Annotated in this window: 24 protein-coding genes; 13 read left to right on the top strand and 11 right to left on the bottom strand. The window is 70.1% G+C overall.

The features are described from left to right. Positions 1-217: 217 nt before the first annotated feature. A complete protein-coding gene (locus ABZZ04_RS21395; RefSeq protein WP_356933782.1) occupies positions 218-1,750 on the top strand; it encodes a carboxylesterase family protein in 1,533 nt (510 codons plus the stop codon). A gap of 140 nt (positions 1,751-1,890) precedes the next feature. Here the strand turns inward: ABZZ04_RS21395 and ABZZ04_RS21390 are convergent, their stop codons facing one another. Beyond that, positions 1,891-2,499: a winged helix-turn-helix domain-containing protein gene (locus ABZZ04_RS21390; RefSeq protein WP_356933781.1), complete on the bottom strand. Its 609-nt coding sequence runs from the start codon at positions 2,497-2,499 to the stop codon at positions 1,891-1,893. A 105-nt stretch (positions 2,500-2,604) separates the two neighbouring features. On the opposite strand from ABZZ04_RS21390, the gene def reads away from it, so the two are divergent. From def to ABZZ04_RS21370, 4 genes are all read left to right on the top strand, one after another. After that, a complete protein-coding gene (gene def, locus ABZZ04_RS21385; protein WP_356933780.1) occupies positions 2,605-3,264 on the top strand; it encodes a peptide deformylase in 660 nt (219 codons plus the stop codon). 123 nt (positions 3,265-3,387) lie between these two features. Further along, positions 3,388-4,155 (top strand): class I SAM-dependent methyltransferase, encoded by a 768-nt coding sequence (locus ABZZ04_RS21380; protein ID WP_356933779.1) that lies wholly within the window; start codon positions 3,388-3,390, stop codon positions 4,153-4,155. 60 nt (positions 4,156-4,215) lie between these two features. Next, positions 4,216-4,860 carry a hypothetical protein gene (locus tag ABZZ04_RS21375; protein ID WP_356933778.1) on the top strand — a complete coding sequence of 215 codons (645 nt, stop codon included), beginning with the start codon at positions 4,216-4,218 and terminating at the stop codon, positions 4,858-4,860. 443 nt (positions 4,861-5,303) lie between these two features. Further along, positions 5,304-7,199, top strand: coding sequence for an ATP-binding cassette domain-containing protein (locus ABZZ04_RS21370; protein ID WP_356933777.1), 1,896 nt, complete (start codon positions 5,304-5,306; stop codon positions 7,197-7,199). 63 nt (positions 7,200-7,262) lie between these two features. On the opposite strand, the gene ABZZ04_RS21365 is transcribed toward ABZZ04_RS21370, so the two are convergent. Beyond that, positions 7,263-8,165, bottom strand: coding sequence for a LysR substrate-binding domain-containing protein (locus ABZZ04_RS21365; RefSeq protein WP_356933776.1), 903 nt, complete (start codon positions 8,163-8,165; stop codon positions 7,263-7,265). 181 nt (positions 8,166-8,346) lie between these two features. Between ABZZ04_RS21365 and ABZZ04_RS21360 the strand changes: the two genes are divergently transcribed. Further along, positions 8,347-9,570, top strand: coding sequence for a four-carbon acid sugar kinase family protein (locus ABZZ04_RS21360; RefSeq protein ID WP_356933775.1), 1,224 nt, complete (start codon positions 8,347-8,349; stop codon positions 9,568-9,570). Then, a complete protein-coding gene (gene pdxA / locus ABZZ04_RS21355) occupies positions 9,567-10,559 on the top strand; it encodes a 4-hydroxythreonine-4-phosphate dehydrogenase PdxA (protein WP_356933774.1) in 993 nt (330 codons plus the stop codon). Before ABZZ04_RS21360 ends, pdxA begins: the two co-directional genes overlap by 4 nt. 138 nt (positions 10,560-10,697) lie before the next feature. On the opposite strand, the gene ABZZ04_RS21350 is transcribed toward pdxA, so the two are convergent. Together ABZZ04_RS21350 and ABZZ04_RS21345 are read right to left on the bottom strand one after the other, a co-directional pair. Further along, entirely contained in the window at positions 10,698-11,639 is a 942-nt protein-coding gene (locus ABZZ04_RS21350; protein ID WP_356933773.1) for a hypothetical protein, read from the bottom strand. A gap of 95 nt (positions 11,640-11,734) precedes the next feature. After that, positions 11,735-12,433, bottom strand: a complete 699-nt coding sequence (locus tag ABZZ04_RS21345; RefSeq protein WP_356933772.1) for an FCD domain-containing protein — start codon at positions 12,431-12,433, stop codon at positions 11,735-11,737. 151 nt (positions 12,434-12,584) lie between these two features. Between ABZZ04_RS21345 and ABZZ04_RS21340 the strand changes: the two genes are divergently transcribed. Further along, positions 12,585-13,841, top strand: coding sequence for an MFS transporter (locus tag ABZZ04_RS21340; protein ID WP_356933771.1), 1,257 nt, complete (start codon positions 12,585-12,587; stop codon positions 13,839-13,841). Between the two features lie 141 nt (positions 13,842-13,982). Continuing rightward, positions 13,983-14,498, top strand: coding sequence for a GNAT family N-acetyltransferase (locus ABZZ04_RS21335; RefSeq protein ID WP_356933770.1), 516 nt, complete (start codon positions 13,983-13,985; stop codon positions 14,496-14,498). Positions 14,499-14,558: 60 nt separating this feature from the next. Here ABZZ04_RS21335 and msrA read toward each other — a convergent pair whose 3' ends face one another. The 6 genes from msrA to ABZZ04_RS21305 all read right to left on the bottom strand — a co-directional run bounded on the left by msrA (position 14,559) and on the right by ABZZ04_RS21305 (position 20,518). Next, positions 14,559-15,071, bottom strand: coding sequence for a peptide-methionine (S)-S-oxide reductase MsrA (gene msrA / locus ABZZ04_RS21330; protein ID WP_356933769.1), 513 nt, complete (start codon positions 15,069-15,071; stop codon positions 14,559-14,561). A 430-nt stretch (positions 15,072-15,501) separates the two neighbouring features. After that, positions 15,502-16,758 carry a ParB/RepB/Spo0J family partition protein gene (locus tag ABZZ04_RS21325; RefSeq protein ID WP_356933768.1) on the bottom strand — a complete coding sequence of 419 codons (1,257 nt, stop codon included), beginning with the start codon at positions 16,756-16,758 and terminating at the stop codon, positions 15,502-15,504. After that, positions 16,755-18,023 carry a ParA family protein gene (locus ABZZ04_RS21320; RefSeq protein ID WP_356933767.1) on the bottom strand — a complete coding sequence of 423 codons (1,269 nt, stop codon included), beginning with the start codon at positions 18,021-18,023 and terminating at the stop codon, positions 16,755-16,757. Before ABZZ04_RS21320 ends, ABZZ04_RS21325 begins: the two co-directional genes overlap by 4 nt. A gap of 180 nt (positions 18,024-18,203) precedes the next feature. Continuing rightward, complete coding sequence (locus ABZZ04_RS21315; protein ID WP_356933766.1) at positions 18,204-18,461, bottom strand: hypothetical protein; 258 nt, start codon at positions 18,459-18,461, stop codon at positions 18,204-18,206. Between the two features lie 550 nt (positions 18,462-19,011). Then, complete coding sequence (locus ABZZ04_RS21310; RefSeq protein WP_356933765.1) at positions 19,012-19,710, bottom strand: hypothetical protein; 699 nt, start codon at positions 19,708-19,710, stop codon at positions 19,012-19,014. 376 nt (positions 19,711-20,086) lie between these two features. Further along, positions 20,087-20,518 carry a helix-turn-helix domain-containing protein gene (locus ABZZ04_RS21305; protein WP_356933764.1) on the bottom strand — a complete coding sequence of 144 codons (432 nt, stop codon included), beginning with the start codon at positions 20,516-20,518 and terminating at the stop codon, positions 20,087-20,089. 76 nt (positions 20,519-20,594) lie between these two features. On the opposite strand from ABZZ04_RS21305, the gene ABZZ04_RS21300 reads away from it, so the two are divergent. The 4 genes from ABZZ04_RS21300 (at position 20,595) to ABZZ04_RS21285 (ending at position 23,406) form a co-directional block, all read left to right on the top strand. Beyond that, positions 20,595-21,254 carry an NAD(P)-binding domain-containing protein gene (locus tag ABZZ04_RS21300; RefSeq protein WP_356933821.1) on the top strand — a complete coding sequence of 220 codons (660 nt, stop codon included), beginning with the start codon at positions 20,595-20,597 and terminating at the stop codon, positions 21,252-21,254. A gap of 110 nt (positions 21,255-21,364) precedes the next feature. After that, positions 21,365-21,535 (top strand): transposase, encoded by a 171-nt coding sequence (locus tag ABZZ04_RS21295; RefSeq protein WP_356933763.1) that lies wholly within the window; start codon positions 21,365-21,367, stop codon positions 21,533-21,535. A 678-nt stretch (positions 21,536-22,213) separates the two neighbouring features. Further along, positions 22,214-22,936 carry a class I SAM-dependent methyltransferase gene (locus ABZZ04_RS21290; protein WP_356933762.1) on the top strand — a complete coding sequence of 241 codons (723 nt, stop codon included), beginning with the start codon at positions 22,214-22,216 and terminating at the stop codon, positions 22,934-22,936. Positions 22,937-22,971: 35 nt separating this feature from the next. Further along, positions 22,972-23,406 (top strand): hypothetical protein, encoded by a 435-nt coding sequence (locus ABZZ04_RS21285; protein WP_356933761.1) that lies wholly within the window; start codon positions 22,972-22,974, stop codon positions 23,404-23,406. Positions 23,407-23,496: 90 nt separating this feature from the next. Here ABZZ04_RS21285 and ABZZ04_RS21280 read toward each other — a convergent pair whose 3' ends face one another. Beyond that, on the bottom strand, positions 23,497-24,249 hold the full coding sequence (locus ABZZ04_RS21280) for a hypothetical protein (protein WP_356933760.1): 753 nt from the start codon (positions 24,247-24,249) through the stop codon (positions 23,497-23,499). Between the last annotated feature and the right edge of the window lie 10 nt (positions 24,250-24,259).

Here is a 24,259-nt window from a genome sequence, read left to right as displayed (position 1 = left end):
AACCCCGGTCCCGCGCGCCCCGTCCCGCAGGAACTTGGAATTCCGGGTTCAGAGTCGCTTCAGTCGCTTCGGTAGCTGTCCCGCCCCCGCCGGGGATTCACACCACCAGTGCGTCAATCGGGGCGATCCCGGTGTTGGTCCCGGCTCGCCGAGCGATGCGAAGCTGAAGCCCTCCGACCGATCCACCGGCACGAAGCGAGAGCGGGAGCCAGTCTCTGTGGACACCTTCAGGACGAAGAACGGTCCGGTCCGGGGGTTCCGGGCCTCCGCCGACGTCGTCGCCGTTCTCGGGATCCCCTATGCCGCCCCGCCGTTCGGTGCCAACCGGTTCAGGGAGCCCCTTCCGGCGCCGCCGTGGACCGGAGTGCGGGAGTGCGGGGAATTCGGTCCGATCGCCCCGCAGTCGGCGCGGCTGCCCGGGGCGCCCGTGTGGTCCCCGGGCGACAAGGACGTCCTCACCGTCAACGTGTGGACGCCGGCCCCGGACGGTGGCCGCCTGCCGGTCCTCGTCTGGATCCACGGCGGCGCCTACACCTTCGGCTCCTCGGCCCAGCCCGACTTCGACGGCACCGTGCTGGCCCGCGCCGGACTGGTCGTGGTCACTCTCAACCACCGGATCGGTTTCGAGGGCTTCGGCCACGTCCCGGCGGACGGGGGGACCGACCACCCGGACAACCGGGGCCTGCTCGACCAGGTCGCCGCCCTGCACTGGGTGCGCGAGAACATCGCCGTCTTCGGCGGAGACCCCGACAACGTCACCATCGCGGGCCAGTCCTCCGGAGCCGCCTCGGTCGCCTGCCTCATGGTGATGGACCGCGCCCGCGGCCTGTTCCGCCGTGCCATCGCACACAGCCCCGCCAGCCCCTGCTACACCCGCGAGATCGCCGCCGCGACCACGCGCGAGATCGCCGCGGCCGCGGGCTGCCCGGCCACGGCTCAGGGCCTGGTCTCCGCGACTCCGCAGGCCCTGGTCGCCGCCGCCGACCAGGTGGTCGACCGCTACCGGCGCGACCCCGCCTCCGGATCCCGTCACTACGACCCCTCGCTCCACGCCCCCGTCCTCGACGGCGACGTCCTGCCCACCGACCCCCTCACGGGCATGGCGGCCGGTGCGACCCGGGACGTGGACCTGCTGGTCTGCCACACCACGGAGGAGTACTGGCTGCTCGACGCCGTCGGCAGCAGCGCGAAGGTCACCACCGACGAACAACTCGCCCGCTTCGCCGAGGACTTCGGCCTCCCCGCCGGCCTGGTGGCCGGCTACCGCGCCGCGCTGCCCCAGGCCCCGGTGCTCGACGTCTACCTCGCCGTCTACAGCGATCTGCTGTTCTGCGAGTACGGCAACCGACTCGCAGAACTCCATGCCCGGGCAGGCGGCCGGGCGTTCCTGTCCCGCTTCGACCGGCGGCGCACCGGCCCGCACGGGGTCGTGCGCGCCTGGCACTGCGCGGACGTTCCCTTCGCCTTCGGCAACCTGGACGACGAGCACCTGGCATTCCTCATCGGCGGCACACCCACCCCCGCCGACCGGGCACTGGCACGCCGCATGGTGCGCGCCTGGGCCGACTTCGCCGCCACCGGAAACCCGGGCTGGCCCCCGGTCCGCGACTCCTCCACCGAGGTCAAGGTGTGGAGCACCGACGACCACGCCGACACCGGCCAGGGCACCGGCACCAAGACCGCGGACAGGCCCGGCGCCGTCGTCCGGGCTCTCTGGACCGAGGTCGGCTTCCCGGTCCTGTGTCCGTGAACGGGGACACGTCCCGGACCCTCTCGCCCGTCCTGTCGACGGCGCCGAGGTGGTGGTCGCCGTCCGTGCGGGCGATCAGAACGAGCCGGACGGCGACCGGGCGCTCGCGGCGGCCCGGGGGCGAACGTGTCCGCCCCCGCTCATGAATCGCCCGCTTCGCCGCTGATGGCGTCCGGTTGTTCCCCCCGCTCGTTCAGCAGGGGGAACAACCGGGTGACCGCGGCCACGGCCACCGCGCCGGGCGGCCGGGCGGCGCGGCGGCGGTCCCGTTCGCGGTAGTCGGCCAGCAGGAGGCGGATGGAGGCGGCGAGTTCGGCCGTCTCCTCCGGGGTGAGGTGGACCACGGCGCTGAAGGACTCGTCGTGCCGCCACTCGGCCGGCGCCCGGTCCCGGTGGGCCAGCCAGTGCCGGTAGCTCTCGTCCTCCAGCCCGCGCGCGAGTACGTCGAACTCCTCCTGGGTCTCCCCCTCGGAGGGCTGGGAGGACTCCCAGCGCAGCCGCCAGGGCCGTGTCCGCCCGTCCTTGTGCGGTACCTCCTCGATCAGCCCGTGCCGGGCGAGCTGGCGCAGGTGGAAGGAGCAGAGCCCCGAGCTGAGGCCGAGGCGGGCGGCGGCCTGTGTGGACGTGACGGTGCCGACCTCGGCGAGCAGGTCAAGCAGGGCGATGCGCACCGGATGGTCCGGGAGCTCTTTCCGGGAGTGCTGCGGGGACCGGCCCGTGGCCACTGTTCGACGGTTCTCATCGCTCATTTTGCAAAGAGTGCTACTTTGCAAAGCGTTTGGTCAAGCTGCACCGCGGCCGACCACGGTGCTTCCCCGGTCGGCCCGGGTGTGTACGGAAGGCGTTGATGCTCCATGGCTGTTCGGTTCGGTGACACCCCGCAGGACCGTCGGGTGCGTGTGCAGGGCGAACCCGTCGATTCGTATCCGCGGCTCGCACCGGAGGTGGAACGGGGCGCGGTGCGCCGCATCACCGTCGTCGGCGAGGAGGTCCTCGGCCGCCGGTGCCAGGAGGTCACCGGGTTCGGCACGCCCGAGCTGTCCCGGCTGGTCGACGACATGTTCGCCACGAACCAAGCGGCGGAGGGCGCGGGGCTCGCCGCCAACCAGATCGACGTGGACCTGCAGTTGTTCGTCTGGGACATCACGGACGAGTGGGGTGTGCGGCACGTCGGGCACATCGCCAACCCCGTCCTGGACGAGGTGGCGGCCGAGGACCGCGAACTGGTCGAGGAGTCCGAGGGGTGCCTGTCCGTCCCCGGCCCCCACCGTGTGGTGCCCCGCCTCGACCGCGCCGTCGTCCGGGGCCGGGACAAGGACGGCAACCCGCTGGTGATCGAGGGCCGGGGCTACTTCGCCCGGTGCCTCCAGCACGAGACGGACCACCTCCACGGCCACCTCTACCTGGACCGGCTCGCCGCACGGGAACGGAGAACCGCCCTCCGCGAGATGGCCGGGGCCAAGGAAGCGGTGTTCGCCCGGCGCGCCGCCCTGGCCGCGGAGTTGGGCAAGTGACCGACGTGTGACGGCCACGGGGAACAGCGGTACGCCCGCCGCGAGGACCCGCTCGCGGCGGGCGTCGCAGGGGCGCTCGAAAATCGCGGGCGCCGAAGGGGGGCCGATGTCAGGCTGTCCGGCATGTCCGATCGCGCATTGAGTTTCGGAGCAACGGCAGCAGCGTACGAGCGTTTCCGGCCGGGGTATCCCCCGGAGCTCATCGACATGGTGATGGCCTACGCGGGTGGCCCGGTTCGGACTGCCCTGGAGATCGGTGCCGGAACGGGCAAGGCGACCCGTCTGTTCGCCCGGCGGGGGATCGCGGTCACCGCCACCGACCCCGACGCGGCCATGCTCGCCGAATTGCGCAAGCACGTGCCGACGGACGTCCGGACGGAGCGGGCCGCGTTCGAGGACCTGCGGCCGGGCGAGCGGTACGGACTCGTCTACGCTGCGGCCTCGCTGCACTGGACGGAGCCGGAGGGCCGATGGTCACGCATGGCCGCGTTGTCGGAGCCCGGTGGTGTCTTCGCGTCGTTCGGCGGGCCTCTGCGGCTGTCCGATCCGGCTGTCGAGGAGGCCGTGCGCGCGGTGCGGGCCCCGTTCCTGGAAAGCGACGAGATCCCGTCTCCCGACGGAACGCCCCCGGAGCACGCCATGCAGTGGCCGGGGACGGAGCTCCAGCAGTCCCCGTGGTTCACCGAAGTGCGGCAGTCGGTCGTCGAACGGTGCTGTGCGATGACCGCGAGCGACTACCTCGGCCACCTCTCCACCGTCTCGGCCTATCTCGTACTGCCCCCTCCGGATCGGGCAGAGCTGTTCAGCCGGATCGGGCAAGTGCTGCCCGAGGTGGTCGGGATGAACGGCGACATCACCGTCCATCTCGCGCGTCGCCGTCATGAGCAGTAGGACCTGGACCGGCCTTCATCTCCGGAAGACCGTTCGAATGGTGCTGGCAGAATCGGGGGCATGGGTTTGAACATGATCGTCGGTGTGCCCGCCCACGCCGAGGACGGCCGCACCGGGACGGCCCGCGCCGACCTCGCCGTGATCGCGGAGCTGCTGGAGCGGGCGGGAGCACAACAGTGGACCGGGCCCGGTCCGGCCGAGGTGCGGAGCGTGGATTTCGAGATGTGGGGCTACTCGGGGCTGCACGCCGTGCGTCGTCTCGCCGTGCATCTCGCGGCGGACGGGCGCCTGCCCGAGCCGCTGGACGAGGGCCGACGCGCGACCGACGATCCGCTCCTGACCGAGGTCTACCGGTCGGTCCCCGGTGATCCCCCCGGACCGTTCGACCACCTGATCCATCATTCGGACTGCGAGGGCTACTACGTTCCCGTGGACTTCGCCCGCGTCATCGTCGACGAGAAGGCACCGGGCGGCCACCTCGGTTCCTCGGTGCGGCTGCTGGCGGAAGTCCGTCGGATCGCGGAGGCCCTCGGCCTTCCCGAGGACATCGATCCGGACTCCGAAGAGGTCGTCGACGCCGCCGACGCCGAGGATCCGGACGCCGAGGGATGGCGGCGTTACGGCGTCGAATCCCATGACTGCCTGCGACTCCTCGAAGCCGCGAAGCTCTCCGTCGAGACCGGGGCGGCCATCGCCTTCGGCTGAGAGTCGCGGAGTCCCGCGGCCGGGCCGACGAGAGGCCCCGGAAGCCGGATCGCGATCGGCGGCACCGATCGCGATCCGGCTTCCGGTATTCCGGTTCCAGAGTCGCTTCGGTCGCTTCAGTCGCTCCGATCGCCCCGACTCCGGAACCCCGGACGCCGAGGCCGTACGCCGGCGCTGCACATCGGCACCGCATGCCGACCCGGTGATCCGGAGCCGGTGCCCCAAGCCCGTACGCCAACCCCGTACGTCACATGCGTCTCACGTTCGGCGTTTCGGCCACTCGATGGTGTCGTACGACGGCTCCAGTACGGCGATTGTGCGTTCGAGCCCATGGGATTCAAGGGCTCCGACGAGTCCGAAATCGAGCGCGTTCGATTCCTCCGTCGCGTCGTTGAGCCGTGCACTGCCGGACCATCCAGGTGCGGCATCGACCCCTTGGAGGGATGCGGGTGACCGTGACCGACACCTCGACCGAAAATGCGAAGACCCCTCCCCCGCCGCCGCCCGCCGCCATCACCTACGGGGGCAAACAGGGCAAGAACCCGCTGGCGGACGTGAGTTTCGGGGCCATGTGCAGTCGACTGCCCTCCGTGCTCGGGAGCACCGCCCGCATGGCCTGGGCCGTCGACAGGACCGGCGTCGTCCTGCTCCTGGCCTGCCAGCTCCTCACCGGTGTCGCCGCAGCCGTCGTCCTCACGTTCACTGCACGGGCCATGACGCACGTCCTCGGCACCGGCACCGTGTCCGAACGCCTGCACGCCGCGCTGCCCGCCCTGATCGTGGTGACGGCCGCGGCTGCCGCCGGCCGGACCAGCGGTGCCCTGGCCTCGTACGCCGACGGGCGCATCGCACCGCTGCTGCTGACGGAGGCGGACGTCGCGCTGGTCTCCGCGGTCTGCCGCGTCGAGGCCTCCGCGTACGGCGAGGACGGGTTCGCCGACCGTCAGGAGGCCGCCGAGGTCGGCGTCATCCGCACCCGGACGATGGTGCAGGACGCCCAGCGGTTCATGGCCGCGCTGATCCGGATGGTCGCCGCGAGCGGAGTCGTCACCGCACTGCACTGGACGCTGCTCCCGCTGCTCCTGCTCGCCGTCGTACCGGCCGGCATCGGTGCCGTGCTCTGCGCACGGGTCGACTACGAGATCCACTACGCCAACGTGGGCGACCGCAGCGTCCGCGGCATGATGCGCTGGTGGGCCACCCACTCCCGGCACGGCGACGAGGTCCGTGCCAACGGGATGACCGGCTACCTCGTCCACTGGTACCGCTCCCTGTCCGACCGCATCGACCGGCGGACCCTCACCGCCGCGCCCCGGATGCTCCGCATCGTCCTGGCGAGCAGCGCCCTGGGCGGCGTGTTCCTGCTGGGCACCTGGGCCACCCTCGCGTGGCTGGCCGGCACCGGCCGCGTCGCCCTTCCGGTGGCCGCCACCGCGGTGATCGCCGTCCAGACGACACTGGCCGCCCTCTCGCAGTTCGTCCTGCACGGCGCGGCGATGTTCCACACCTCGCTGTACCTCGCCGACATGCGGTCCTTCCTCGACCTGGCCGCCGAGCGCGCCCCGAAGCGCGGCGGACTCACCGTCCCCGACCGCGTCGACGAGATCCGGCTCGACGAGGTCGTGTACCGGTACCCCGGCAAGGAGGAACCCGCCGTCGACGGCGTCTCGCTCACCCTGCGCCGCGGCGAGATCCTGGCCGTCGTCGGCGAGAACGGCTCGGGCAAGTCCACCCTGGCCAGGCTCCTCACCGGCATTCTGCTCGCCGACAAGGGGCGCATCCTGTGGGACGGCACCGACCTCGCCGAGGCCGATCCCGAGTCCGTGTGGAAGCGCACCGCGCTCGTCCCGCAGAACTTCGCCTGCTGGCCCCTGCGCGCCAGGGAGAACATCACCCTCGGCCAGCCCCGGACGTTCGACGACGTGCCGGTGTGGGAGGCCGTGGACGCCGTCGGGATGCGCGACGCGATCGAGAAGCTGCCCCACCGGCTCGACACGCTCCTGGCACGCGAACTGTTCGGCGGGGTCGAGCTGTCCGGCGGCCAGTGGCAGCGGCTGGTGTGCGGCCGGGCGCTGTACCGGCGGACGCCGCTGCTGATCCTCGACGAACCGACCTCGCAGATGGACCCCCGCGGGGAGCACCGGATCTTCCTGGAGATCAGGCGCATCGCCGCCGAGCGCATGACCGTCGTCGTCACGCACCAGCTGGAGAACACGCGTCTGGCCGACCGGATCGTCGTCATGCGCGACGGCCGTGTGATCGAGCAGGGCGGGTACGAGGAACTGGCCGGTGCGGGCGGCCTGTTCGCGGAACTCCTAGCCCTGGCCAAGGACCGGTGAGGAAGGAGCACGGCTTCTCACCGGGAACGACCCCGGCCCTCCCACCGCGTGGGAGGGCCGGGGTCACGGCCGATCGGGACCGGCTTCCAGCGGGGCCGTTCGCGTCCGCAGCCATGAGGTCAGATCGCGGACGCGGGCGTCCTGTCCGGGCGGTCGGCGGCTGAGCAGGTGGTAGCCGGTGCCGTCGGGGACGAACCCGAAGGGGGCGGCGAGCCGCCCCCGCTCCAGGTCGTCGCGGACGACGGCGTACGGGGCGATCGCGACCCCGACGCCGGCCGCGGCGGCCTGGAGGGTCAGATAGAAGTGCTCCAGGGTCTGCTGCGCGGCCGGCTCCGCCGCCAGGCCGGTGATGCGCCGCCAGTCGTCCCAGGCCCGCGGCCGGGTGCCCGCATGCAGGAGGACCGCCGCCGTCACACCACCGGCCCCCGCGAGACGGGCCGCGAGGTCGGGCCGGCAGACCGGTCCGATCCGCTCGGCGAACAGGCGGGTGCCGGTGGCCTCCTCGGGGAAGGGGAAGTCGTCCCGGCGGATCGCGAGGTCGATGCCGTCCCGTTCGAAGGAGACGGGGCCGCCCCCGGCGGACAGGTGGACGGTGACGCCCGGCACGCTCGCGTTCAGGTCGGGCAGCCGGGGAATGAGCCACTGCATCAGGAGCGTGGGCTCGCACGAGAGGGTGAGCGGCCCGGCGGGGGCGCGCCGGGAGACCTGCCGGGCCGCCGCGTCGATCTGGTCGAGCGCGTCCCTGACGACGGCTGCCAGCTGGCGCGCCTCCTGGGTGGGGTGCAGGGCGCGTGACCGCCGTTCGAACAGCGATGACCCGAGGGCCCGTTCCAGGTTCTGGATCTGCCGGCTCACCGCGCCGTGCGTCACGTGCAGCTCCCGCGCCGCCGCGGTCATGCTCGCGTGCCGGACGGTCGCCTCGAAGGGCAGCAGGGTGTTGAGAGGAGGAAGGGCCGACCACCGCATCTGTGAATTTTACTCACACGAGATGTGAGAACGAATCGTTTGTCCTGCCCTTTCGGCTGCACGACCATTGATCCGGTCACGGATGGAACTGACGGGCCCACAGGGTCCACAGGGTCGACCTGGTCGGCCGGGTCCACGGGGCGGCCGGACTCGGCAGAGCCGATCGACGGAGAGGTGGGGCATGGCATCCCGCAATGGCACCGGGCCGGACATCGTCATCCTGGCGGATGACCTGACCAGCGCCGGGGACGGTGCCGCGCCGTTCCGCCGCACCGGCCACGAGGCGCGGATCCTGCTCTCCGCCCCGGCGGAGGCGTCCCGGTCCGCCCCGGGCGGACGAACGATCCCCGCCTTGGGCGTGCGGGCGATCGACCTCGGCAGCCGTCTGCTGGACGAGGAGGCGGCCGCCGCGTGCACGGAACGGGCCGCGCGCCTGTCCGCCGATGCCGCTCTGCTCCTCAAGACGGTGGACTCCACCCTGCGCGGCCATGTCGCGGCGGAGGTCCGGGCCGCGTGGGCGGGTTCGGGGCGGCGGGCCGTCATCGTCGCCCCGGCCTTTCCCGCGGAGGGCCGGGTGACGGTGGACGCGGTCCAGTACGTGCGGGGAGTGCCGGTCCACGAGAGCGACTTCGCCCGCGACCCCGTGCACCCGGTGCGGTGTTCGGACCTGACGGCGGTGTTCCCGGAGGCCGTCGTGGTCGACCCGGACCGGGTGGCCGAGCTGCCCGTACGGGTCGGTGACGGCGGCCTGATCGTCTGCTCCGCCGCCTCGGACGCCGATCTCGACCGTCTGGTGGCGGCGGTGCCGCACCTCGACGACGCGCTGTGGGTCGGCTCCCCCGGGCTGGCGGCGGCCCTGGCCCGCAGGTGCGCCCGCCTGCCCGGGGCCGGGGCCGCCGTTCCCGCGCCCGCCCCGGCCCGCAGGCCGCTCGTCGTCGTCGGCAGCGCCAACCCGGCGACCCGGCGGCAGCTGGCCGCGCTCCACGACCGGGCGGACGTCCAGGGGGTCACCGTCGGCGACGACCCGGACGCCACGGCACAAGCTCTGCGCGACCTGACGGCCCCGGTCCTCACCCTGCGGACGCCCGATGAACGCCGTACGCCGACGACGGCGCGGGCGCTCGCCCGGTCCCTGGCCACGGTCGTACGGACCCTGACCGGGGAGGGCCTCGTCGACGCGCTCGTGGTCACCGGAGGGGAGACGGCCGCGACCGTGCTCCGGTCCCTCGGCGTGACCGGCGTCGACCTGCTCGACGAACCCGAGCCCGGCGTCGCCCGCGGCACCCCGCTCGGACACCCCCGCGTCCCCGTACTGATCAAGGCGGGCGGCTTCGGCGACGACGGTCTGCTCCTGCGCCTGTGCGACCTCGTCCGGCAGCCCCTCGCCCGAGGGGGCCGCGCATGACCCCGTTGGCCGTCACCATGGGCGATCCCTGCGGAATCGGCCCGGAGATCACGCTCAGGGCCTGCGCCGACCCGCGGCGCACCGTGCCCGTCGTCGTCATCGGCGATCCACGCGTCCTCGCCCGTGCCGACGAGGTCGTCGGCACCCGGCTGACGCTCCGCCCGATCACGTCCGTCGACCGGGCGGAGCACACCCCCGGCACGGTGGACGTCATCGCCGGGAGCGACCTGCCCGACGACCTGCCCCGGGGGACGCTCGACGCCCGCGCGGGCGCGGCGGCCTTCCAGTACGTGCGCCACGGCATCCGGCTCGCCCTGAACGGCGACGTACGTGCGCTGGTGACCGCGCCGGTCAACAAGGAGGCCCTGCGCCTGGCCGGGGTCCCCCACCCCGGGCACACCGAGATGCTGGCCGATCTGTCGGGCACCACCGACTACGCGATGATGATGGCCGACGACGAGCTGCGCGTCGTCCTGGTGACCGTCCACCAGTCCCTGCGCACGGCGCTCGACGCGATCGACACCGACCGCGAACTCGGCGTCATCCGGCTCACCCACCGCACGCTCCGCCGCGACGGTCTGCTCGCCCCTCGCATCGCGGTCGCGGGCCTCAACCCGCACGCCGGGGAGAACGGCCTGTTCGGCCGTGAGGACCTGGACGTCATCGCTCCGGCGATCCGGGCCGCGCGGGACGAGGGAATCCTGGCGAGCGGGCCCTGGCCCGCCGACACCGTCTTCATGAGGGCCCGCGCCGGGGAGTTCGACGCCGTGGTCGCCCAGTACCACGACCAGGGCCTCATCCCCGTCAAGTACCTGGGGCTGGAACACGGCGTCAACATCACCATCGGACTGCCCTTCGTCCGCACCGGTGTCGACCACGGCACGGCCTTCGACATCGCGGGGACGGGGAAGGCCGACCACACCAGTCTGCTCACCGCCCTGCACCACGCCGACCGGCTGTCCTCGATGGCAACCGACCGACGTGGCTGATGTGGCCGATCCGGCTGATCTGGCCGACATGGCTGATGCGGCTGATGTACGGGGAGGTGCCGGTGGAACGGGAGGGGCCGTTCCACCGGCCTTCAGCCGTGGCAGTTCCCGGCCTTCAGCCGAGGTGATACCCGCCCCTCAGCCGCGGCGGTACCTGGCCGCCATCGCGTGGAACACCTTCTTCGGCTCCCAGCGGGTCCCGTCGAGCATGCGGACCACGCCGTAGGAACCGAGATCCGCGTCGCCCGGCCTGCTGTAACCGGCGAAGGTGAACCAGAGCGCGGTGTCCACGCCCTCCTCCTCGAAGATGTCCAGCATCTCGGTGAGGTGGCGGACCTGCTCGTCCTCGTCCGGTACCGCGTCCTGCGGGACCTGCCAGGCCGCGCCACCGCGCTCGCCCGCGCCCCGGTAGGCACAGGTCCCGTACTCGGTCACCGCGACGGGCTTGCCGTGGGCGAGGTGTCCCCGCAGCTCGGACCGGAAGGTGTCGGCGTTGTGGGTGGAACGGTAGGCGTCGATGCCGACGAGGTCGAACGGGCTCCAGTCGACGAACTCCCAGGGGGCCGCGGCATACGTGACGCGCCCGCCGAAACGGGCACGCACCGTCTCGGCGACCCGGACGAGGAAGTCGTTGAGCCGTTCCTGCACCGGTCCGAGGCCGCTCCACCACTCCATGTCGGCCTCGGCCATGGCCCGCAGGCGGTCGCCGTAGGTGTCCCCCGGGATGAAACCGCCGCAGAACGCGCTCATCTCGCAGCCCGCGACGAACACCACTTCGGCACCGCTCAGCCGCAGGTCCTCGGCCCGGCGGGCGCAGTCGGCGAAGAACGGCAGCAGCCGGTCGGCGGGGAGGTCCACGGGGAACGGGGCGAACCACACCTCCAGGCCGAGGTCCGCCGCGCAGCGGGCGGCGACGTCGAGCCGTTCGGGGTCGCGGCCGGATATGCGTACGGCATCGCAGTGCAGCTCGTCGGAGATCACAGCCATGTCGCGCCGGACCGTCCCGGGGTCGAAGACCTTGCGGGAGAGGTCCTGGCCCGGGAGGAACCCGGTGTCGTAGTTGATGCCCCGTGCGCGCATGCCATCGCTCCTTCGGGTGGGTTTGCCGGACGGCGGGTGCGTCCCGCTCGGCGAGTATCCGTGACGCCGTGGTCGTGACCGCGACGGACGCAGCCTCAGCCCTCGGCCGGAGGCGTGGGCACGGTCCCGCGCCAGTCCTCGGTGGCGTCGATGTTGGCGGTGGCGCTGCGGGCCGCCCCGGTGGTGTCGCCCGCGCGCAGGGCGGCGAGGAGCTCCTCGTGTCCCCGGTGGTCCGCGCCGTCGAATCCGTCCGCGTCCCAGTGGGCGGCGGCCGAGCGGCGCAGGGCCGGGCCGAGAGCGGTGTAGAGGTTGTCCAGCAGGGTGTTCCCGCTGCCGGTGGCGACGCCCTGATGGAAGGCGTAATCGGCCTCGACCCAGGCGTCGCGGTCGCGGTCCTGCCAGGCGGCGGCCCGTCGGGCGAGCAGTTCGCCGAGGCGGGCGAGTTCGTCGGGGCCGATGCGGGCGGCGGCCAGCCGGGCGGCCTGCGCGTCCAGGGCCTGGCGGACTTCGAGCACGTCGCCCAGTTCGCTGTCGAGGCGCTGGATGGCACCGGACAGCTCGTTGGTGGCCCGCACATAGGTGCCGTCGCCCTGCCGTGCCTGGAGGAGCCCGGCGTGGATGAGGGCACGGGTCGCCTCGCGCAGGGTGCCGCGGGCGATGCCGAGCTGTTCGATGAGCGCCGTCTCGGTCGGGATACGGTGCCCCACCGGCCACCTCCCGGAGGTGATCTCGGCGCGCAACCGCTGGATGACGTCGTCGACCAGTACCGAGCGACGGGCGGAGGCGAGAGCCACGGAAGTCCTTCCTGACGGGCGGCGTGCACGGGGCCGGCAAGTACGAGCGCAAGTACGAGCCCGGCAGCGCGGGAGACGGACGCGGGCGTTCACCACCGATCCTACCGCTAAAGATTGGACGTCAAAGGTCAGACGTTTTATGTTTTCTGGCATGCTGTCGACTCGTCGCCCCCGCCTTCCCTCCCGCTCCCACTCCCCCACCACCGCTGTCCGCCCCGTCGTCTCCCGCTCCCGGGCCGCCTGGCTGACCGCCGCCGGAATCGTGCTGATCGCCTTCAACCTGCGCCAGGCCATCAGCAGTTCCTCCGCGCTGCTGGAACAGCTCCGGGACCAGCTGGGCTTCGGCCCGCTCGTCACATCCCTCGTACCGACCCTGCCGACCCTGTGCTTCGCGGCCGTGGGCGCGACCGGCGCCGTGCTGGCCCGCCGGATGGGCACCGAACCGGCCGTTCTCCTGGCCCTGGCGGCGCTCTGCGCCGGACTCGCCGTCCGCGCCGTCCCCCAGACGTGGGCACTCCTGGCCGGTACGCTGCTGGGCTCGGCCGGACTGGCCCTGTGCAACGTCCTGCTGCCCGCAGTGGTCAAGACGCACTTCCCCGGCCGCGTCGCACTGCTGACCGGGGTGTACACGACCACGATGGCGCTCGGTTCGGCCCTCGCCGCAGCGGTGGCGGTGCCGGTCGCGGACTTCGCGGGGCAGCCCTCCCTGGGGCTGGCCGCCTGGACCCTGCCCGCCCTGTCGGCCCTCGCGGTGTGGGCGCTGCGGCCGGGTTCCTGGCGGAGCTCGGCACGGCGCGCCGACAGCGGCGCGGCCCCGGTCTCGGCCCTGGCCGTCGGGCGCACCCGGTTCGGGCTGCTCGTGACCGCGTTCTTCGCCCTGCAGTCGCTCAGCAGCTACGCGGTCATGGGATGGCTTCCGACCGTCCTGACCGACCACGGCATGAGCCCCGACCGGGCCGGTGCCATGCTGGGCCTGGCCCTGCTCGTCGGAGTGCCCTCCACGTTCGCCCTGATGCCGCTCACCCGGACCGCGCCGCGCCTGCGCCTGGCCTTCTGCGTGGTCAGCGTCTCGCTGATGGCCGGGTATCTGGGCCTGTTGAGCGCGCCCCTGGCCCTGCCCGTGCTCTGGGCCGTGCTGACCGGCCTCGGGCTGGGGGCCTTCCCCCTGGTCCTGGCCGTCATCGGCACCAGTGGCCGCAGCCCGCAGGAGACAGCGGCGCTCTCGACCTTCTCCCAGAGCACCGGCTACCTGCTGGCCTCGGCCGGCCCCTTCGGCATCGGCCTGGTGCGTTCGGTCACCGGGGCCTGGACCGTGCCGCTCGTCGTCCTGCTCGTGCTCGCCGCTCTCCAACTGCTCGTCGGACTCTGCCTGACCTCGCGGCGGGCGCTCCGCGACCGACCCAGGTGATCTTCCTTTTGCACCGGTCGGCCAGCAGGACGGGGGCGGGCGCGGCCGGCGTACAGAGTTTGCCGTGCAGAGCTTGTCGCACAGCAGTTGCCATACAACGCTTGCTGCACAGCGCTTGTCGTGCACGGGAAGGGAGACGGCATGGCCGATCACTGGGTGAAGCTGGAACTGGACATCGGCTCGTTCGATGCGGCCCGCTTCGAGGAGTATGTGACCCGGTGCCGCGCGGAAGGCATCCGGTTGGCCACCTTCGACGAACTGGGAGACACTCCGGAACACCGTCGCGCGCTGTACGAACTGAACAAGGAATGCTCCGCCGACATCCCGGAGCGCGGGGAGTTCTACTCGTTCGAGAAGTACGTCGAGCTGCGCTTCGAGGCTGCCTCGTACGACCCGCGGGGCATCGTGATCGCCATGGACGGTGACACCTGGATCGGCATGGCGGCAACGTCGGACCACGGGGATTTCGTCTTCAACGAGATGACCGGCGTACGGGCCGGTCACCGGGGCCGCGGCATCTCGATCGCCATGAAGACCTTCGGAATGGGCTTCGCCAGGAGGTCCGGAGCGGGCAGGATGCGGACTTTCCACCATCCGGCGAACGCGAACGCGATAGCCATGAACCGCAGGATGGGATTCGTGGACTCGGAGGACTGAGCCCGGTCGGGCCTCCCGGGGCGGGAGGCCCGACCTCATTTCAGAAGGCCATGCTCCGGCTCAGGACTGCGCGCGCCTGGGCAGCCGCCAGTCGGGGCGCACGAAGTGGCAGGTGTAGCCGTCCGGGTAGCGCTGGAGGTAGTCCTGGTGCTCGGGCTCGGCGTCCCAGAAGGTTCCTGCCGGAACGACCTCGGTCACCACGGTGCCCGGCCACAGCCCGGACGCGTCGACGTCCGCGATGGTCTCCTCCGCCACACGCTTCTGCTCGTCGTCGAGATAGAAGATGGCGGACCGGTAGCTGAGCCCCATGTCGTTGCCCTGCCGGTTCTTCGTGGTCGGGTCGTGGATCTGGAAGAAGTACTCCAGCATGGTCCGGTAGTCGGTCCGGGTCGGGTCGAAGGTGATCTCGATCGACTCGGCGTGGGTGCCGTGGTTGCGGTACGTCGGGTTCTCCACGTCACCGCCGCTGTAGCCCACTCGCGTGGTCAGGACGCCCGGGAACGTCCGGATCAGCTCCTGCATGCCCCAGAAGCAGCCGCCGGCCAGCAGCGCCCTTTCCTCGGTCCCGCTCATCACACATCACCCTTCATCGTCGTTCCCACAGACTCGCACGAGGGACGCGGACAGGAAAACCGCTCCTGCCCGCATCGCTCCGCGTCCACGCGAGCATTCAGCATGTCACCTCTTAAAACAGTGATGCATTCATGATAACGCAATCCGTCACCGTTCAAACCAGTGATGCCGCTGAGGGGTGCCAATCGACCGAGAGGGCGGAACCGGGGCCGAAGCCTCTCGATCGACGCCCCAGGAGCCTCTTTTTCCCGAGAAGAGCCCGCCGCCTCCAATCGCCCTTTCTCCGGAGAATCGTTCTGAGCGAAGAATCGAACTGTTCGAATGAAGCATGAAAAACGTCCCACGGGGTGTACCTCGCGCACATCACGTCGACGAGATACGCCCCGCAGGACGTTCAGGGCCGGCCGAGGCCCACCGGACACCTCTTCCGTTACGAGGTCGTCCGCTCGCGCCTGTGGGTGTTGAGGATGTCCAACATCCGGTCGAACTCTGCCTCGCCCATCTTGTGAATCAGATGCCGGGCGATGAAGGCCCCGTCGTCGTACGGCAGCGGCCGGGACGCGGAGGACGTGGACTCGCCCGAGCCCGCTTCGGTGGCGGACGTGCTGTCGGACCGTGGCTCCGGTACGGAGGACTCCCCCCGCTCCAACACGTTCTCGGTCTGTGGAGCGCGAAGCCCCTCCCCCGCTTCGGACTTGGCCGAAGCTGAAGCTGAAGCCGGAACCGAAGCCGGAACCGGAATCGGAGCCGAGGGGGTGGAGGCCGGAACGACCGGGGAGGCTGCCGGCGCGGGGGCCGGTACTGGAACCGGAGACGGGGCGGGAGCCGATTCCGGCACCGCCGCTGCTGCCGATGCCGACACTGGAGTCGCAGGTTCTGGAGTCGGGAGTTCCGAAGTCGCGAGTTCCGGAGCTTCTTCCGGGGGCAGGACCGGGGCCGGTGCGGGGGCCGGGACCGTGGCGGCCGCTGCCCGCTCCTCTTCCTTACGGGCCCGTTCCGCCTTCAGTTCCTCGAGTGCGGCTTCCTGACGATCGTGCGGCTGCTTGGCGACGGTACGCAGCAGTTCGACGGGCTCTTCACCCACGACGGCCTGAAGCTCGGGAGTCAGATTGAGCAGAGCGAGCCGCTGCGACACCCAACCCTGCGACTTACGAAGGCGCTTGGCGAGCTTGACCTGCGATCCGTGAATGGCCAGCAGCCGCTGCAGGGCCCGTGCCTCGTCCAGCGGGTCCAGGTCGTTGCGGTGGACGTTCGCGACGAGTGCGGACTCCAGGATGGCGTCGCCGTCACTCCCCTGCTCGTCGTCGACCATCACGTTCAGATGGGTGAGACCGGCTTCGCGGGCAGCGGCCAGGCGGCTGCTGCCGTCCACCACGACATGGGTCGTGTCGGGATCCAGATCGCGTTCGCGCTCGGGGTTGGCCCTGATGTAGGCATCGCGGTTCATGACCGTGATGGCCTGCTTCTGACCGTGCTCCGCGAGGCTGCCCGCAAGTTCGGCCAGGTCTCCGAGCGTGGTGCGCGGGTTGTCGGGGTTGGAGTTGATCCGGGTGACCGGAAGCCGGGTCGGCGGGGCGACCCGTTCGGTCGGTACACCGGTGGCGGCACCGATGGCGGCACGGCGCGCGCTGACCGGCCGGGCACCGCCTCCGAAACGCCCCGCTCCGAGCTGATCCGCCTTGCTCATGAGATCTCCCGGGTGAGCGCACGCATGCCTACGGCCTGCTGCGAAGTCGGCGCGTAACTCAGCAGCGGCTGCTTCATCCGCACGGCTTCCTTCTGTTCCTTGAGGTCGTTGATGAGGCCGACGACCCGTGGATCCTTTATGTCGATCCAGCCCTGGAGCGACGAGGTCGCGATGTATCCCCGGCGACCGTCGTACAGATTGACCACGATGCCCAAGTAGTCGATGTCGAGGCCCAGGTCGCCGCGGAGGTCCTCGATCTGGTTGGTGAGCAGGTCGTAGGCGTCGGCGGAACTGTCCTCGGCCTGGACGACGATGAGGGCTCCGGACTGGCCGGGCCGCTCACCGTCACGGCGTCGCCCGTAGTACGCGGCGGCATCCATGCTGAGGCCGAGGCTGGGCGGGCAGTCCACGAGGATTACGTCGTAATCGGCTTCCAGGGGCAGCAAGGCACGCTCCAGAGCCGCCTCACGGGCTCGTACCGCCGACAGCCGGACGTCGAGGAGGAAGGCGTCGTGGCAGGCGGGCAGAAGGTGCAGCCGACCGCCGAAGTGCTCCTCGTCGACGGAAACGATCAGATCCCGCAGGTCGCCCTTCGGGTCGCCCGCCATGTGGTTGGTGAGGCTGTCACCGTTCATGGCCAGGGGAGCCGCCCCCAGCTGGTTGGTCAGGTGGCACTGGGGGTCGAAGTCCACCAGGAGGACGCGGAGTCCGAGGCCGGGAAGCTTCTCGATGTCGAGCGGGTCGGCACTGCCCGCTCCCGCCGTGTCACCGTCCGCCTCACCGGCGCGCAGAGCGGTGGCCAGGGCCTTGGCGACACGGACAGGGTGCAGGGTGTTGGAGTCCTCGGCCAGGGCCTCCCCCACCCCTGCCGTGATGGCCGTCTTGCCGACGCCACCCTTCTGGTTGCACACCACGATGCGGCGAGTGATGTCGGGCCGCTTCACATCGGGAGCCGGGTTGGTGTCGAGCCAGAGCTGAACGGACTGGGCGAGCCCCTGAATGAGGGAAACCCGACGGTCCTCGGCGATGCCCCTGAACTCCTCCCACTGCGCCGGAGGAAGGAAGGTGGAGTAGGACTCGGCTCCCGCGGTGTCGACCGAAGTCGTCGCCGACGCGAGCCCGAGCCAGGCGGCGATTCCCTGCTCGACCGCGGTCTGGATCTCGATACCGAGCTGAGCGGTTCTGACCTTGAGGTTCTGCCGGAGCCATCCCGGCAGCTTGGAGACGACTTTCACTCGGTCGCTCGAGGTGGATGGCATACTCATGGCGCTACCTTACTAACGCGCTAGATCGTTTGCTGCACCGACACGTTAGTTTGCACAACTTGTTGGGGCGTCAGGGCCCGCTCCCCTATTACGCCGTAATAGCTCGGCCGGGCTCCCCTCCCCTATTACGGCGTAATAGCCGGGCAGAGCATGGGTGTCGGCAGCCTCCCCAGCCGGGTCCTAGACCCAGCCCGCCCATCCAAAAGTGAAGAGGTAGGCCCTGCGCGCCGTGTCCATGCCGCGAATGTTCCGAAGAAACATGACCGCCAGAGTGACGAGGAACAGGAGAGCGAAGGCCCCAGCCACGAGGGCTCCCGCAGCAGGTTCTACGAGCAGGCCCACAACCACACTCGCGACGATGACGATGCCCAGGCCGAAGTGCGCGTCGGGCAGATCGGTCCTGAACACTTCTCGCAACGCCTTGCGTGTTGCCCGCATGTCGGAGTCGTACCGCTCCCTCGCTGCTTCCGGATCAGCAGCGGGCCCTTCAGTCCACCGTTCCATCGTGGTCCCCCGTTCGGATGGGGCCTGGCACAGGAGCGGCTTTCCTCCGAGCCGGTACCAACAGGCCCTGACCCTGTCGAGTCGAACCTATTACGCCGTAATAGACGGGCGGAACCTATTACGGCGTAATAGGTTCCGCCCACCAACGCAGCGAACCACATGACGGCCGGCCTTCGGACTCCGGGCTTCGGGCTTCGGGCAAGGAGCGACACGAAGCTCGCAGCATCGTGGAGCGGGCAGCGAACAAGCCGAAGCAGCCCAGGGCTGCGGCCACGCGCTAACCGACTTCGGCCATGGCCACCATGGGTCTGTCGGCGTCGGCCTCTCGGCACCTTGCGTACGCGCCTCGGCGATCAAAGCCGCCATCTGCTACACATTCGCAGGCACATCGGCAGGAACACAGGTGAACTGGGCGGTCGCGATCTTCATGGCCTCCAGAGTGCCAGGCCGCCAGATCGGCACCCGCCAGAGGCACCGCCGACCGTCACAAGAGCGAGGAGCCGGCCTCGTCCGTCCGTTCCTCGTTCAGGAACTCCGTGGCGGCGGACAGTGCGAGACGTGCCCCTTCGGTGAACGAGACGGGCCGTGCCGTTCGCTGCTCCACCTTGCTCAGGGCCCGTACGGCTGCCTGGAGGTAGCGATGCAGGCTCACCATCTGGAGCGGCGTACGGCAGTTGGGCAGTACCGTCTCGATTTCCTCGAACCAGTACTCCGCATCCTCGTCCGGCACCAGCCCGTCGCGCTGGTTCAGCAGCCGGTCGGCGACAGGCACCAGCAGTTGGTGCCGCCTCTGCGCCGCCTCCTGAGCACGGCGTTCCGCAGCCTGTTCCAGGATCAGCCGACGCTCGGCTCTCAGAACGGCCTCCGGAGTACGACGTACCGGCCGGGCTTGAGGAGTCTCATCGGTGAGTTCGATGGCCTTCAGTCGCTTCGCCTTGTTGTAGGCGGCGCTCGGGGCCACCACGGCCAGGGCCGGGGCGAGCTGTGCCCATTGGGCTCCCGCGTTCCGCGCGTCCTCGACGGCTCGTGACTGGTGGACCTCCGCCTGCTCCCGGAGGAACTCCCACAGCTGTACCCGCTTCATTGCCGCGGCCTTCCGGACGTCGAGCGGCCGAGCCTGCAGAGCATGTGCCTGCTTCTCCGCGTAGAGCAGCGCACCGAAGAGTTCCTCATCGGCAGGCATGCGTTCCACCAACGGATCTTCCGCTTCCTCATGCATCCGACGGAGCTCGCCGACGATGGCCGGGGCATCCAGGGGCCCGATCCGGACAGGTGCTTTGACCAGGGGCTTTGTGGGCAGTGCCGAGCTCCGTGTGCGCTTTGCCATATGAGGATTCTGCCCTGCCGAAGATCGATTCACAGAATGTGAATCGTGTCCTGAACTGAATGCATCAACTGGCCGGAACGATCCGAGAGCTTCTCGACAGCACAGGCCTGTGCACGGATCCGTGCAGGGGACAGCCCTTGGGAGAGCAGGGATGGGGGAGTGGGGAGGGGGCATGAAGGGGACACTCGTCCGCCCCGAAGCTTCCCGCGAAGCGGCCTCCAGGAGGACCGAGTTACTCCGCCTCCGAAGAGCCGAGGGGCGGGCGGGACGAACGGGATGTGCGGGGTGCGCGGGTCGGCTCGCTCAAGGCCGCAGCATGCTCGTTACGTTCCTGGGCGGCCATGACCTCGTCGCCGTACTCGAAGGCCCAGGCGCCGAATGCGTCGATCGGACCGAGCAATGTCCGTCCCAGAGCGGTCAGCTCGTACTCGACGCGGGGCGGTGCCTCGGCGTAGGCATTGCGCGCGACCAGTCCGTTGAACTCCAGCCGCCGCAGCGTCTCGGTCAGAACCTTGGGGCTGATGCCCCCGATGCGCTCGCGCAGCTCGCCCGGGCGTCGGGGGCCGTTCCGAAGGACCCAGATCAGTACGGCGTTCCAGGTGTTGGAGAGGAGGTCGAAGGCGAGGCGGGCGCGGCAGTCGGCGAGATAGGCGTCGGTCGTCACTTACCAAATGGTGCCTGACGGGGTTTCTAGTGTCGTCCCGGAAGCGATTGAGGCAGCTGAGGAGAGGGACGGATCGATGAAGATCGGTGTGCTGGGTACCGGGAACATGGCGGACGCGCTGGCCACTCACTGGGGGAGGGCCGGACATGAAGTGCTTGTCGGAGGAAGGGACGAGCAGAAGGCCCGCCGGCTCGCGACGCGCTTGGCGAACGGCACGGGGCACGGAAGTCTGCGGGCGGCGGCCGAGTTCGGCGAGGTGGTGTTGGCCGCGTTGCCGTACGGGGTGGGGGCGGTTGTCGTCGAGGAGCTTCGGTCCGAGCTGGAGGGGAAAGTCCTGCTCGACTGTGCCAATCCGGTCGGGCCCGGTTTCTGCCTGCTGACGGAGGACGGTCCTTCAGCAGCCCTCCGTCTCGCTTCGGCGGCGCCGGGCGCGCATGTCGTCAAGGCGTTCAACCTCTGCCACGAGGACGTGTGGCGGATGACCCCACCAGTCTTCGACGGTCAGCCCCTGGCTGTTCCGGTGTGCGGGGACGATGAGGCAGCACTTGCGCGGGTGTACGAACTGGTCAGGGACACGGGCTGCGAGCCGGTGGCCGGGGGAGGGCTGGGACGAGCCGGACTGCTGGAGGCAACCGCCGCGTTGTACATCGGACTGTGGGTGGGGGAGCGGGCAGACGTAAGGGCGATCGCGCCGCCCCTGGCCTACTCCACGGGCCCCGAGACCGAGAGCATGTGAGCGTGCGGGCCGTCGCTCGGGGCTCTTTCCGGGCTCGACCTATTACGGCGTAATAGGTCGAGCCCGGATCCCGGGCCAGGGCGGACGAAGTGTGATGGAGGAGTCCGCACGTGATCGGCACCGGCGACATCGACGTCTCCCTCGGCCTGGACGTCGGCAAGGGCGAACACCACGCCACCGCCGTCACACCGGCCAGGAAGAAGGCCTTCGACAAACGCCTGCCCAACACCGAACCCGAACTCCGCAAGCTGTTCGCCAAGCCGCAGGTCGCCACGGGGTAGTGCTGGTCGTGGTCGACCAGCACTACCCCGATCGAGGCTCTTCCCTTGGCAGTCGTCCGCGACATGGGTTGCCCGGTCGCCTACCTGCCCGGATTCACGATGCGGCGGATCGCCGAACTGGAGACGATCGTCGGCTTCGATCACAGCCTCGCGGGGAAGCGACCCGGAGACCGAGGCGGCCGCGTTGATCGTCCCGAGTCTGGTCATTTCGCCGGCAGCGGTGCTCGACCAGCGGAAACTGTTGTTCGCCGTGGATCGAGGAACTGCTGGAGGCACACTCTCTTCCCAAGGTCCTGACCTCGATGCCGGGCATCGGCGTCAGGACCGGAGCCCGCATCCTGACCGAGGGCGGCGACGGCAACACCTTCCCGGCCCGGCCGATCCTGCGTCCCGGACCTGGTACGACAAGAAAACCGCGCAGGTCAAACACCACCCCCAGGCCCTGCTTTGCCTCGCCGGGCGCCGGGCCGACATCGCCGGCAAGTTGACCCGCCACCTTGACGAACTGCATAGGGGCCCGCAGGCCTGGGCCGGAGTGTGGGTGTCGACGTCACCAGACCTATTACGCCGTAATAGGTCCTTGCCTCAGAGCCTCGTCCCATGTGGGGCTGGAGATGGTCACCGCACCTCGTCTTGTCACTCCTGCCGGAGCAGACAACAGACGTAGAGTTCCTCGCCATGAGCAGTGAGACGGACAGCGACCAGTTGCATGCCATGGCCAGTACCGCTGGATACGGTGAGGCAGCGGAGGCTCTTGCCGAGCAGTACGAGAGCGTGACCTTCGACGAGGTGCATCGCGAGGTACTTCACCTGTTCCCCTTCCGGCCGGGCTTCGTACTGGACGTCGGGGCGGGCAGCGGGCGCGACGCGGCAGCGTTGGCCGCCAAGGGACACCGGGTCGTCGCCGCCGAACCCACCGCCGAACTGCGCGCGCTGGGCCGGCGTCTCCATGCCGACCAGGAAATCGAATGGGTCGACGACGCCCTTCCCGAACTTCCCGGGCTGACCGCACAGGCGCGCCGCTTCGATCTGATCCTGCTGACCGCGGTCTGGATGCATCTCGACGCACGACAGCGCGCCTCGTCCATGGCCCGGCTGGTCGGTCTGCTCGGGCGCGGGGGCCGGATGGTCCTCTCCTTGCGGCACGGCCCGGTCCCGGCGGGCCGCCGCATGTTCCCCGTCTCCGCCGAGGAAACCATCAGCCTCGCCCGGTGCCACGGCTTGGACGTCGTTCACGAAACTCGGCGTGAGGATCTGCACGAGCGCCCGGGAGTGTCGTGGACCCACCTCGGCCTCCAACTCGACGCAGGGCGGGAACTTCCCGGCATCACCACCCAGGAGCAGCCGCATACGTGCACCGGGTTGGTGATCCGTGAAACAGGAACCGAGCTTCTGGGGTGAGGCGTCACAGCTCAGCAGCAGGATGGGGAGGGCACATGGCGGAGGTTGAGGTTCCTGGGCCGGAGCCGGACTGGGAACGAGCGTTGGAATACCAGGGCGGCAAGCGAAACCCCGCCTTTCAGGCCAGCATGTGGGAGTACGCAGTGGGCTCCTTCCGACTGGTCGCCGGATTGTCACCCTCCTTGGACGCCCTCGCCGCGCGGTTGCGGTTGAGCATCGAACGGAGCTGGGAGGAGCTGGGCGCGGTGGATGTGGCGATGTTCCGCATCCAGAAGATCGACTTCGCGCTCAGTCGACTGGAGGGAAGCCCCTGCCCCGATGTCCTCGTCTGGATCAGCCGCACTCAGACCGACATCGAAGCGGCCCTCGGCATCCTGCTCGGTGCTCTCGGGGTCGGCGCAGAAGCTGTCACGTTCCGCGCCGACGGGGAAGGCGTTTTCGTCGACCTGCGGAACGACTTCCGGACCTGACACCGGGAGCTCATACTTCTTCACGGGTGAGACGTATGTCCCTCGGCGGATCGACCACTGCCACCACCCGACGGGCGCGTCCTGCACGGCTCAGGAGCAGGAGCGAACCGCATCGTCCCAGGCGCCGGGACTGCGGTAGTGGTTTTTGTGCCCCGCCGCGAGCACATGACGTAGCTCAGCAAGGTGGCGGGTGTCCGCAGGTAGATCCAGTCGATCGAGGAGGGCCAGTGCAGCGGTCGGTTCCAGGTCTCCGTAGACGTCGTGGAAGCTCGCCCGGAGCCCGTGGAAGAGAGCTGGGTGCAGGGTGGGAAGACACGCGGCGGTGCGGTATGTCGGCTCCTTCACCGACCAGGGCACCGGTCCCGAGCACTCCAGCACCCGACGGGCCCGACGGAGCAGGGCTTCCGGTCGATCGGCAACCACTCGGTCGATGTCGTTACCGAGTACTTCGGTGAAGGCTGTCGCGGAAGTGGTGTGGTCCTCGAACCAGTCCACCCACAACGAGTACGTGACGGCTTCGACGTCCCGGTCCGCCTCCAACCGTTGCCGATAGCCGTCCCACAGCGCATCGGCCGGCAAGGGGTTCTCCGCACTCTCGTTCGCGAAACGGATCTCGCAGGTGACCCAGTACTCGTCGAGGAGGTCCAGCAGCCCGAAGGCCAACTGCACCTGGTCGGCCGGAGGCAGGTCTTCGGCGAACACATCACCGGCCCAGGAATGCGCAACCTGGTTGGCCGTCAGCAGCTCGCCCGGCTCCGCAGCGCTCATCCACCCGCCGTGCACCTGGTTGATTCCCTGCTCAGCCAGCCAACGTCGCGCCGCTTCCGCAGCCGGTTTCCCCATCCGGGGAGTA

This window comes from Streptomyces sp. NPDC006435 (assembly GCF_040612315.1).
In the GTDB taxonomy this organism is placed as follows: Bacteria; Actinomycetota; Actinomycetes; order Streptomycetales; family Streptomycetaceae; genus Streptomyces.
This window is presented reverse-complemented; position numbering and strand designations above follow the sequence as displayed.